6 protein-coding genes are annotated in these 12,223 nt (G+C 68.7%); 2 read left to right on the top strand and 4 right to left on the bottom strand.

The window, feature by feature from the left end:
- Window positions 1–162 precede the first annotated feature (162 nt).
- On the top strand, window positions 163–1,485 hold the full coding sequence (locus tag HHL14_RS15460; RefSeq protein WP_230413055.1) for an EAL domain-containing protein: 1,323 nt from the start codon (window positions 163–165) through the stop codon (window positions 1,483–1,485).
- 44 nt (window positions 1,486–1,529) lie between these two features.
- Here HHL14_RS15460 and arfB read toward each other — a convergent pair whose 3' ends face one another.
- Window positions 1,530–1,934 carry an alternative ribosome rescue aminoacyl-tRNA hydrolase ArfB gene (gene arfB / locus HHL14_RS15455; protein WP_169498484.1) on the bottom strand — a complete coding sequence of 135 codons (405 nt, stop codon included), beginning with the start codon at window positions 1,932–1,934 and terminating at the stop codon, window positions 1,530–1,532.
- 243 nt (window positions 1,935–2,177) lie between these two features.
- Between arfB and HHL14_RS15450 the strand changes: the two genes are divergently transcribed.
- Window positions 2,178–2,819: a VC0807 family protein gene (locus HHL14_RS15450; protein ID WP_169498483.1), complete on the top strand. Its 642-nt coding sequence runs from the start codon at window positions 2,178–2,180 to the stop codon at window positions 2,817–2,819.
- Between the two features lie 48 nt (window positions 2,820–2,867).
- Here HHL14_RS15450 and HHL14_RS15445 read toward each other — a convergent pair whose 3' ends face one another.
- The 3 genes from HHL14_RS15445 to recC are packed head-to-tail and all read right to left on the bottom strand — an operon-like array spanning window position 2,868 to window position 12,147.
- Window positions 2,868–5,024: an AAA family ATPase gene (locus HHL14_RS15445; protein WP_169498482.1), complete on the bottom strand. Its 2,157-nt coding sequence runs from the start codon at window positions 5,022–5,024 to the stop codon at window positions 2,868–2,870.
- Entirely contained in the window at window positions 5,021–8,731 is a 3,711-nt protein-coding gene (gene recB, locus HHL14_RS15440; RefSeq protein WP_169498481.1) for an exodeoxyribonuclease V subunit beta, read from the bottom strand. The genes HHL14_RS15445 and recB overlap by 4 nt, the downstream gene beginning before the upstream one ends.
- On the bottom strand, window positions 8,728–12,147 hold the full coding sequence (gene recC, locus HHL14_RS15435; protein ID WP_169498480.1) for an exodeoxyribonuclease V subunit gamma: 3,420 nt from the start codon (window positions 12,145–12,147) through the stop codon (window positions 8,728–8,730). Before recC ends, recB begins: the two co-directional genes overlap by 4 nt.
- Window positions 12,148–12,223: the final 76 nt, after the last annotated feature.

Below are 12,223 nucleotides of genomic sequence, written 5' to 3'. Positions count from 1 at the left end.
GCTAGACTCATTTTGACCAATTCGTCGGAAATCCAGCATGGCTGGCATCGTTCTCCGCGTTTCCGGGCCCTATCTGCGTTGTCCCGTCGACGCATCGAACGAGCGAGCACTGCGCGCCGAATGGGTTTGCGTGCCCCTTCACCTGCTTGCCGCAAAAATCCCATGTCCGCTCTCATGCCCGCCTCTATGCCATCCGTCAGCGAATTGAGTCTGAGCGGCCTGCTCCCGCATCTGGTTCGCGGCGAGTCCGGCTGGACCGCGACGTGGCGCGCGCTGACACTGCATAGCGTGTTCCAGCCGGTGCTGTCGGTTACGCACCAGTGCGTGGTCGGCTGCGAGGGGCTGCTGCGCGCATTCGATCCGGTCGGCCTGCCCGTCTCGCCCGAGGTGCTGTTTTCCGGCACGCGCTCGGCCGCTGAGGCGCGCGAACTCGACCGCATCGCGCGCTGCCTGCATGTCGCGAACTTCATGGAGCAAGGCATCGACACCGGCTGGCTGTTTCTGAACACGCGGCCGCAGGTATTCGAGACCGGCTGGCCGCAGCGCGCGTTCATCGATGAGCTGTCCGCGCATTTCGGCCTGCCGCAGGAGCGCATCGTGATCGAAGTGCTCGAGCAGCCCGCCGACGACGAATCGGCGGTCGCCAGCATGCTCGCGGCGTCGCAGCCGCGCGACTTCCTGATCGCGATCGACGATTTCGGCACCGGCTTTTCGAACTTCGATCGCGTGTGGCGCTTTCGCCCCGATATCGTCAAGCTTGACCGCTCGCTTGTCGAGCGCGCCGGCAAGCGCGAGGGCGACGAATCGATGATCAGCCATCTGATCGCGATGCTGCATCAGTCGGGCACGCTGGTGCTGGCCGAAGGCGTCGAAACCGACGAGGAACTGATGATCCTGATGCAGGCCGACGTCGATTTCGTGCAGGGCTTCTGGTTCGGTCAGCCGAAAAGCAGCGTGCAGGCCGCCTGCACGAAGGTGCCGGAGCTCGTCGCGTCGATCTGGAGCAAGTTCGCCGACTACGAGCGCGCGCACGCGAGCCATCAGCGACTCGGCTTCGAGGGCTTCGCGGAAGCGGTGCTCGCGGCCGCCGACACCTACAAGACGAGCGGCGATCTCGAACAGGCCGCGCAAAAGATCTGGCATCTGCCCGAAGCGCGCCGCGTGTTTCTCACCGACGGCCAGGGCGAGCAGACCCTGCCCTCCGTGACGGCGGTCTCGGTACCGCCCCCGCCGCGGCGCCTCGCGCCGCTCTATGCGGAGACGCGCAGCAACTGGTCGCGGCGCGCGTATTTCCGGCACGCGCTCGCCGCGCCGGGGCGCGTCGCGATGATGGGACCACACTATTCGCTCGCCGATGGTCAGGATTGCTACACCGCGGCGATCGCGTTCGAGCGCGACGGCACCCACGTGCTGTGCGTCGATTTCGTGCCGGAGGCCGCGCCCAGCGCGGAAGTGCGCAGCGGTCGGCGCGGCGGGAAGCGGTAGCGGGCGGTTCGCGCCGCCGACATCACATCGCGCGGGAACACCCCCTACTCGTCTACCCGACCGCGGCCCGACTTGACCTCGCTGCGCTTCGCCTTGCCATCGAGCCGCCGCAGATTCGATGCGCGCGTCGGTCGGGTCGCGACGCGCGCCTTGCGCGTCACGCTGACACTGTCGATCAATTCGTCGAGCCGCGCGAGCGCCGCCGCGCGGTTCATCTCCTGGGTCCGATGCTCCTGCGCCTTGATAACGACGACACCGTCGCGCGTCAAGCGATGATCGGACAGCGCGAGCAGACGCATCTTCAGCACCTCGGGCAGCGACGATGCCCGCACGTCGAACCGCAGATGGATCGCGCTCGACACCTTGTTGACGTTCTGGCCGCCCGCCCCCTGCGCGCGCACGGCGGTCAATTCGATTTCGTTCGGCGGGATCGGATAACGGGAAGTCATGAGTGAAATGAGGTAGGGAACCGTCAGTGTACAAGCCGTCGTGACGGCAAACTGAGTTGTATCGCGTGGCTGCGTCGCCGACACCCACGCAGCGCGTCGGGCCCGGCCCGGCCCGGCCATCAGCGATCGTGACCGCAAACGTGACCGGCTCGCAGCATCGCGCGCCCGGCATAACGAAAAATCATTTGCGTCGGCACACTTCATTCGTCGATACTGCGCTTTTCGCTTACAGCGTAAATTAATATGAAAATCCGTCCGGGTTTCCTGCTCGAACTGGTCGTCAACTTCCTGCTGCCATGGCTCGCGTACCGGCTCGCGCGGCCGCACGTTGGCGAAACCGGCGCGCTGATCGCGTCGGCGGTCCCGCCGCTCGTGTGGAGCGCGATCGAGCTGGTGCGCTTTCGCCGCGTCGATGCGCTCAGCGCGATGGTGATCGTCGGCATCGTGCTGTCGATCGGGGCGATGGCGCTCGGCGGCAGTCCGCGCATGCTGCTGTTGCGCGAGTCGCTGGTGTCGGGTGCGGTCGGCGTGGCGTTTCTGCTGTCGCTGCCGATGCGCCGCCCGCTGATCTTCTACCTCGCCCGCGCGACAGTCGCCCGCGAAATGGAGGGCGGCGCCGCTCACTTCGAGGCGCTGTGGCGCGAACGCCCCGGCCTCGCGTCGGCCATGCGGATGATGACGCTCGTCTGGGGCGTCGGCCTCACCGCCGAAACCGCGTTGCGCGCATGGATGGCGCTCACGTGGCCGATCGAGCGTTTCCTCGTCGTCTCGCCGTTCATCGGCTACGGCATCTACGCGGGCCTCGGGCTGTGGACGCTGTGGTATCGCAAAACGATGCGCCGCAGCGTCGAAGCAAGCGCGCAGGCGAGCGGAATCGTCAGCTGAACGCCCCTGCGCCCCACACTTCAACTCTCACAACGACCTACTTCAAGCCTATCGACGCCACGCCTCCGCGATCCGCGCGGCTAGTCCCGAATCGCGCTGGGTCGGCGTCGCGACGGCCTGCGCCAACACCGCGCGCGCGCCGATCACCTCGACGCGCTCCCGCGCGCGCGTAATCGCCGTGTACACGAGCTCGCGCGACAGCACCCGGCTGAACGCCGCCGGCAACACCAGCACCGCGTGCTCGAACTCCGAACCCTGCGACTTGTGGACCGTCAGCGCGAACGCGGTGTCGTGCGGCGGCAACGCGGCCGGCGAGACCGCGCGCACCCCGCCGTCGCCACTGCGGAAATACACCCGCAGCGCGCCACCCGCACCCGGCAGCGCAATCCCGATATCGCCGTTGAACAGCCCGAGCGCATAGTCGTTGCGCGTGACCATCACCGGCCGGCCGGCGAACCATTGCGCGCCGACCGCGAGTGTCACACCGGCGGCACGGCGCACCTGAGCCGCCATCGCGGCGTTGACCTGATCGACGCCGCGCGGACCGAGCCGCGTCGCGCACAGGATGCGAAAACGGTTCAGCGCGTCGAACAACGGCAGCGGATCGGGCGTCCCGGTGGCGAGCGCCGCGCCAAGTGCGTCGGCGTACGGTGCGAAGCCGGCGGCGAGTCGCGCGACGGTGCGCTCGGTCAGCGCCGTGTGAGCGTCTTCGTGCAATGCGGCCGCGCAGGTTTCGGCCGGATCGATCCGCAGCACCTCGAGCGCGGCGCTCGGCAAGCCGTGGCGAATCGCGAGCGACAGACGGCCGATCGGCGATTCGAGCCCGAACCGGTAGTTACGCTCGAGCCAGACGACGCAATCCGCGAGCGGATTGCCTTCGCTTGCCGGCCGCGCCGACCATTGCTCGGGCGCGCCTGCGTCGGCGGCCATGTTGTCGATAGCGCCGATGTCGTCGACACCATCGAACAGATCGCCGGACGGTCCAGACGAAAGCGGCGGCGTGTCGAACCCGTGCAGCGCCTCGGGCGGCACGAAGAATTCGTCGGACTGAATTTCATCGAGATCATCCGACGCTTGCGGCAGCGCCTGCGCCAGCCGAACCTCGTCGATATCCAACGCCTGAGCGATGCGCCGCAAGCCACGCGGCGTCAGCGCGGGCCGCGCGCTCAGTTCGGCGAACACCGCGCCGGCCTCGACCGCCGCGAGCTGATCCTTGTCGCCGAGCATCACGAGACGCGTGCTCGGCGCGATCGCGTCGAGCAGATGCGTGGCCATCGCGACGTCGATCATCGACGCCTCGTCGATCACGACGACGTCGTACGGCAGCGGATTGTCACGATGATGGCGGAAACGCCCGCCCGGCCCCGACCCCAGCAGCCGATGCAGCGTGTAGGAAGTCTGCGGCAACCGCGCGGCCAACTCGGGCGGCAAATCGCCGGCGCGCGCGAGCAACGCCTCCTGCATGCGCTGCGCCGCCTTGCCGGTCGGTGCCGCGAGCGCGATGCGCAGCTCGGCGTGCGCGTCGAGCAGACAGGCAAGCACACCGACCACCGTGGTGGTCTTGCCGGTGCCCGGCCCACCGCTGACGATCGTGAGCCGCCCCGACAGCGCCATCACCGCCGCGACGCGCTGCCAGTCGACGTCGTCTCCCGGCGGTCCGAAATAGCGCAGCAGACGCTCGCGCAACGCGTCGGAATCGCCGTTGGAATCGCCATCGGTATAACGATCGACCTCCGCCGCCGCACCCGACTCCTCAGCCGTCGCATGCGCGACCAGCCCGCGCGCCAGACGCCGCTCGTAGTCGTAATAACGCGCGAGATACAGCCGCCCCTGCGCATCGATCACGAGCGGCCGCAGTGCCGCCGCGTGTTGCTCGCCATCGTGGCTCAGGCTGCTCGCCATACCGCTCGCGAGCAGCGCCGCGCGCACCTCGGCGCTCGGCGCCTCGAAGCGGCGCGCAAGCGTCGCCAGCGGCACGCACACGTGACCTTCGGCGGTCGCGCGGCTCGCCGCGAATGCGCCGCGCGCGGCCCACTTCACCGCGTCCATCGATGCGCCGCCGCGCCGCGCCAGCATGCCGATGCGGCGCGCGAAGCCTTCGGCCAGCGCGATGCTGAAGTCGGCCGGCGCGGGCAGATTGACGCCGATGTCTTCGAGCCCGAGCGGGGGCGCCGCGTTCTGAGCGAGGATGTCGGGCATACTCATGCGCCACCTCCGATCATCGCCGCATCCAGCAGCGCCACCAGTTCGAACGGCGCGCGCCGCACGTGTACGCCGGCGGTACCGTCGGCATCGCGCCAGTCCGGCCGCACACCGCGCACGAACAGATACAGGTAGCCGCCGATGTGCGTGTCGTACGCATAGTCGCGCACGCGCGTCTTCAGATAGCGATGCAGCGCGACCGTATAGAGCAGCGCCTGCAGGTGATACGCATGGCTCGCCATCGCCGCTTCGAGCGGCGCGGCCGCGTAGTCGGCCACGCCGTCGCCGAGGTGATTCGATTTCCAGTCGACGATCCAGAAACGGCCGTCGTGCTCGACGATCATGTCGATAAATCCTTTGACGAAGCCGCGCAACACGCCGGGTTCCAGCGCGACATCAGGGTAGCCATATTCGATCAGCAGTTCGCGCAGCGCCGGAAAATCCAGCGCGGGCGCCGCGAACAGAAACTCGAGTTCGTTCATCCGCTTGCGCGGATTCAACTGCGCGAGCGTCATGCCCGGCACGAGTTCGGTCGTGACGACGTCGGCAATCAGCCGATGCATCATCGCGGGCAGACGCGCCGCCAGTTCGGGCGCGGCCGGCGCCGGCCGTTCGCGCAGCGCGCCGCGAATCGCGTCGGGCCAGGTGCTTGCGTCGGTGAAATCGGCAAGCTCGAACATCCGGTGCAGACAGTCGCCGGCCGCCGCGCCGCGCGGAAACGCGAGGATGTCGTCGTCGGCATACACGGACGCGGTTGCCGCCGGCGCCGCGGCGAGCAGCGGCACGGCTTCGAGTGCGTCGGCGATTTCATCGTGATCGGGCCGCACCTCTTCCTGCGGCGCATGCGCATGAGCATCGCCGCTCTTGCCGCCCGCGGCGATCAGACCGCTGAAACTCGCCATGCGCCACTGATCGCGCAACAGCCGCCGATTCGCCCGTGCCTGCAGATGCGCGCCCTGATCCTGCAGCGTTTCGAGCGGCACCCGGCGCGTCACCTCGGGCAACGGCTGCAACGTGACAGCGCCGCCAGTCAGCGCCTGCCAGCTCGCCGCGAGCGCGGTCTCGTCGGGCGGCTCGGCGAGCCACGCGTCGAACGTGTGGCCCGCGCCGCCCACCAGCCAGTTCAGCACGCTGCGGCGCGACTCCTTCGTGGAACGCGACGACAGATACGTGCCCGCCACCAGATAGCAGCGATACACCGCGCGCGTGAGCGCCACGTAGACGAGCCGCGCGCGCTCCGCCGCCTGCTCGCGCACCGCGTAACGCGACGCGCGCTCGGCTTCTTCGTCGTCACAGCCGTAGTGCAGCACCGCGTCGCCGTTGTCGTCGTGATACTCGCGCGCATCGGGCAAGCCCGACGATGGCGGTTCGCGCAAGCCGCCGTCGCCGAGAAACGGACAGAACACGACCGCGTATTCGAGGCCCTTCGACTTGTGAACCGTGACGATCTGCACCAGATTGCGGTCCGACTCGAGCCGCAGTTGCGCCTCTTCGCCGCCGCCCTGCTCGCGCTGCGCGGCGAGCCAGCGCAAGGTCGGCGCGATGCCGGGTTGGGTAGCCGCGCGCGCCTGCACCAGTTCGGCGAGATGGCTCACATTGGTCTGACGCCGTTCGCCGTCGACTCCGGCAACGAGCCGCTGCGCAACCCGCAGCTCGCGCATCAGCGTGCGCCACATCACCGCGAAGCCGCGTTCGTGCCACAGCATCCGGTAACGCGAAAAACGTTCGACCCAGCCCATCGCGTCGGCGGTTTCTGTCGGATCGTCGAGCGGCACCGGCGCGTCGGCGACCTGGGTGAGATGCCACAGCGCGGCGGCGTCGAGTCCGAGCCAGTCGGTCGCGAGCGCAGCGCGCAGACGACGCAGATCGCCGGGCGTGTCGATCGCGGCGAGCACGCGCTCGATCTGCTCGGCGTCGAGCGTCGCGAACACCGACGCCTGCGCCAGCTCCACGCTGCCGACACCCCAGGCCGCGAGCACGCGTTTGACGAGGCTACCCTGCTTGTGCGTCTGCACCAGCACCGCGATGTCGCCGGGTGCGAGCGGCCTGTCGCCGATCGTCACCACACCCTCGCGCGCGCCGCGCAACAGCCGCACGATTTCGGCCGCGCACGCTTCGCTCGCGGCGCGCTGCGCGTCGCGTTTGCTCAGGGCGCCCTCGCCTTGCGGCAAGCTCCAGATGCGAAAATCGCCGCCGCCCGCGTCGGGCTCGACAAACGGCGCGCGACGCCGCTCGCCCGCGCGCACCGGCTGATAGTCGAGCCCATCGAGCACGAAGGCCTGCGGGTTCGCTTCGAAGACCCGGTTGCATGCATCGACGATCGGCGCGGTCGAGCGCTGGTTGACCGCGAGCGTGTAGCACGCGGACGCGGACTCGCGCGCCGCCAGATAGGTGTGCAGATCCGCCGCGCGGAAGCTGTAGATCGCCTGCTTCGGATCGCCGACAAGAAACAGCGGCCCCGCCGGCGCGAAGATGCGGCTGAAAATCGCGAACTGCAGCGGATCGGTATCCTGGAACTCGTCGATCAGCGCGGCCGGATAGCGGCTGCGCAACGCATCGGCAAGCCACGGATGCGCGGCGAGCGCGCGATACAGATTCGCGAGCAGATCGTCGAACGACACGACGCGGCGCGTGCGCTTGCGCGCCACCAGTTCGGCCGGCGCGTAGTCGAGCCACGTCTGCACCAGCGCGAGCCAGCGCGCGCGCTGCGCGGCCTCGGCCGCGACGACGGCCGCCGCGAGCGCCTCGGCATGTTCGAAGAACGGATGCGCGGGCGGTTCGAACTTGACCTTGGTCGCCTTCTTCAACGCCGACACCGTCAGCTTCAATGCGGCACGCGGCGGCGGCGCATGGCAGTCGCCCCGCGCGAAGTAATCGTTCCATGCGGCGATCGCCGCGCCGATGTGGTCGGGCTTGTGGGTGGTCTTGCTCAGACGCTCCTGCGCGTCGTCGAGCAACGCGACGATCGCGGTGCGCTCGGCCTGCCACAGCGCGCACGCGGCATCGAAGCCGGCTTGCGGATCCGTGCCGACTCCCCCGGCATCCACACTGCCCCAGCGCAGTTGTGCGAGCGGCTTTTTCAGACGCCGCGCGAGCTGCTCGTCGAGCGACGCCGGACCCGCGCGTTTAGCGACGAGCCACGCGGCGAACGCCGGATGCGCGTGCGCGACCGGCTCGACCTGCTCGCGCCAGAAATCGGCGGCGAGTTCGAAACGCAGAGCCGCGTCGTCGGCTTCCATCTCGAACGCGAACGGCATCGCGGCGGCGAACGGCGCTTCCTGCAGCGCGCGCTGACAGAACGCGTGAATCGTGTGGATCGCGGCCTGATCGAAGGTGCGCAGCGCTCGGCTCACCACCTTCAACGCGTCCTCACGCTCGATGCCGCTCTCCAGCGCCAGCGTCGTTTCGAACAGACGCCGGATAAACGGATCACCGCCGTCGTCGTCCATCTTGATCGCGCGCTGCAATTCCGCGAGCCGGCCGCGAATGCGCTCGTGCAACTCGGCGGTCGCGGCCTTGGTGAACGTGACGACCAGAATCTGGTCGGCGTTCAGGTTCTTTTCGAGCAGCAAACGCACGTACAACGCGCAGATGTTCCACGTCTTGCCGGTGCCCGCCGACGCTTCGATCTGGTTCACGCCGTCGAGCGGACACGCGAATACGTCGAGCTCTTCGGCAACCAGTGTGTGATGGCGCAGCGCGTCGCTCATGAGCCGCTCCGCAGATGCTGGATCAACGGCTTGAAGACGATCGCGGCGAGACTGCCGAACGGTTCGTCGAGCGTGAGCGGCGTACCGCGTAGCGCGATACGCAAGGCCGGGTCGTCGGATTCGCCGCGCACGCGGTCGTTGATCCACACGCCCTGCGCGGCCGAATCGCTTTCGCTGACTCGCGTCCATGCGCTCTTCGGAAAGAACCGCAGCGGCAGCCGGCGCCCCGCGCGGAATAGCGCGGCGAGCGGCGCGAGTTCGTCGAGCGGCGCGGCGACCGGCGCAAGCTCGAAGCTCTCGCCGCTGCCATGCCACACGGTGCGGCGCGGGCCGTTAGGCAGCGCCGCGCAATAGACCAGATGCGCGAGCCACGCGGACAGGTAGTCGCGCGCGGTCGCCTTGGCGTAACGAAAAATCACCTGTCCCGTTCCCGTCAGCAGATTCAGGGTGCCGCGCAATTGCAGCGGCGTTTCGGCGGTTTCGCGCAGGAATGCGTCGTAAGCGCCAAACAGCGCGTGCGCGTGTACGTGCGTGTCTCCGGCATTCGCATTCACGCCGGGCTCCGGCCAGCGCGGCACGATCTCAAGCGCGAACGGCAAACGCTCGACGCCCGACGCCACTTCGTCGCGCACGCTCAACGCCAGTTGCCGCAACGCATTCAGTTCGCGCGCGCGCCATACCGCGCCGGTCGCGCCGCCGGGCAGCTCAGGGCTCGCCTCGGCGACGCGCCGCACGCGGCCGAACAGCGCGTTGTCGTCGGTGTCGGCTTCGAGTAGCACCGGCAACAGACGCTCGGCGAGCGCGTCGCGGCCCGCGTAGTCGAGATCGAACGGCTCGGTGTCGAGCAGCTCGCCCTGCGCATCCGTCAACGCAATGCCGAGGCGGTCGCGCAGCAGCGCGCGCGCCGGATGACGCCAGAAGCGCACGAAATCGTCGAACTCGACCTCGCGCGCGTCTTCCGGCGGCAGCGGTCGATCGAAGAACGGCGCGGCGCCCGCATGCCGGGGCTCGGCGAGCAAGGTGGCCAGCTCGGCGCGATCGGCGTCGTACGTGAACAGGTCGGGCTGCGCCGCAAAGTAGTCCGACGCGAACGCCTGCAACGGATGCTCGACGATAAATTCGCGCCGCGCGTACTCGACCTCCGCCGGACTCGCGTCCTCGCCCGCCGACACCTGCGCGAGATGATCGAGCAGTTCATCGACGAGCGCGGCCGGCGGCAGCGGCGCGTTGTCGCGAATGCTGCGGCCGGTGTACGCGATAAAGAGCCGCTCGCGCGCGGCGAGCAGCAGATCGAGAAACAGATTGCGTTCGTCGTCGCGACGCTGGCGGTCGCCGGCCTTGCCGAACGCGGCCATCAGATCGAACTCGTCGGCACGCGCGAGCGACGGCAGCACACCGTCGTCCATGCCGATCAGACACACGATCCGGAACGGCAAGCCGCGCAGGCTGGTGAGCGACGAGAACGTCACGCTACCCCACGGCACGCCGCCGCGCGCGGGATCGTCGAGCGCTTCGGTGAGCGCGCTGCGCACCACCGATGCGGGCAGCGGCACGTCCTGCGCGCCGGCCTGCATCGCGGCATTCATTGCGTCGAGCGCATCGCGCACGGCCGCGAGCGAATCGGCGAAATCGACCCCGCCGTCGAAGCACTGTCCCAGCGTTTCGAGCAGCAGTTGCGACCACTCGGCCGGCGTGCGCTCGATCGCGCAATTCGCCGCGAAGCTGTCGATGTCGTCGACGAAACGCGACAGGCGGCCAAGCAATTCGGCATCCGAACCGTCCGCGCCTTCGACCGGCAGCCACGCGTCGACCGGCTCGCCGCCAGCCGGCATCGCGTAGCCGAGATAGAGCCGCGTGAGCGCATCGGCGAACGTATGACGCGCGACCGGCACGTGCTCGCCGACCGGTTCGAGCGGCACGAGCCCACGCCGCGCGCCGGCCGCCGCGAGCCATTCCTGCGCGGCTTCGAGCGAATTCGCGTCGATGCCGTAGCGCACCGCGATCGCGTCGACGCGCAGCCATTCGATCAGCTCCGGCGCGCCGACGCTGCGCTCGGGCAACGCGAGCCAGTCGAGCAGCAGACGCGCGACCGGATTCGCCTGCGACGGCGGCAAACCGGTGATCCGATACGGAATGCGGCGCGTGTCGCCGGCGGGCGTGGTGCCGAACACCGCGTCGATCAACGGGCCGACCGCGGCGAGATCGGACACGGCCACCAGCACGTCGGACGGCTGCAGATCGTCGAATTCGTCGAACCAGCCGAGCAGCCGGTCGTGCAGCACTTCGAGCTGGCGCGACAGGCTATGGCACACATGCACTTCGATGCCGCGCTCGATCGGCAACTCGTCGGCATCGGTTTCATCGCGCAGTTCGAGGATGCCGTTCTGCACGGCGGCGAGCCAGCTCGGCTCGGGGTTCTCGGTGAAGTCGCCGGTTTCGGCCGACGCCGCGCTCTCGGTCAGCTCGTGCAGCATATGCAGTTGCGCCTGGGTCTGGCGGCCCCACTCGGCGAGCAGCGGATGCCCGACTTCCTGATAGTCGAGTTGCCCGGCCGCGTCGAGCGCCTGCACGCGCCCTTCGCTGACCACGTCGAACCAGAACTCGCGGCACGGATTCAGCACGTACAGACGCACGTCGATCCAGCGCGACAACGCGCGCAGCAACGCGATATGCAGCGGCGGCATGGTGGGCAGCGCGAACACGCTGACCGCCTCGGGCCACTGCGCGTTCGAGATCGCTTCGAGGTCGAGCGTGCCGATTTCATCGAGGAAGCGATATGCGGGCGGCAACGCGGCCGCGGGCGTGTGCGCATTACCGCTGGCCTGCGCGAGCTCCGTGAGCACCGCGCGCCACAGCGCCGCCTGCCAGCGCTCGTCCTCGCGCGCCGCCTCGCTCGCGCCGGTGAGACGCGGGCCGGTATCGTCGGCCGCGCCGCTCGCGAAAATCGAGCCGCCCTTCTGCCACTGCAGCAGCCATTCGGGACGATAGGTCAGATAGTGATCGAGCACGGTCGCGACGCGCCGCGCGAGTTCGTAGCGCATCGACGGGTCGGCCGCATCGAGATAGGTGCGCAGACGCGGCGACGCGTTCCACGGCAGCGACACATCGGCCTCGCTGCCGTTTTCGAGCAGACGGTAGCAGCGCCACACGAGCCTGTCCGGCGCGAACGGCGAATGCTTCGGCACTTCGATCACGCCGCCGATCTGCGTCCACAGCCATTGCGCGAGATAGCCGAAGTTGACGTTCGCGCAGATGCCCTGGCGCGCGGCGATATCGAGTTCGAGCCGCCGGCGCACGGCCGCGCTCGGCACGATCACGGGCCGCGCGGTCCATGGGTCGGACGGCGCTTGCGCGAGATCGTCGAGCAACGCGCCGACCAGCGTTTCGTAGCGGTTCGAGTAGAAGAGCTGAAGCATGGATTCCAGGTCAGACGTAGCACGCGAATGGCTGGCGAATAGCGCCCGCAAGCCACGGCGGAGATTGAAGCGACAG

The organism is Paraburkholderia antibiotica (genome assembly GCF_012927125.1).
Classification (GTDB): domain Bacteria; phylum Pseudomonadota; class Gammaproteobacteria; order Burkholderiales; family Burkholderiaceae; genus Paraburkholderia; species Paraburkholderia antibiotica.
This window is presented reverse-complemented; position numbering and strand designations above follow the sequence as displayed.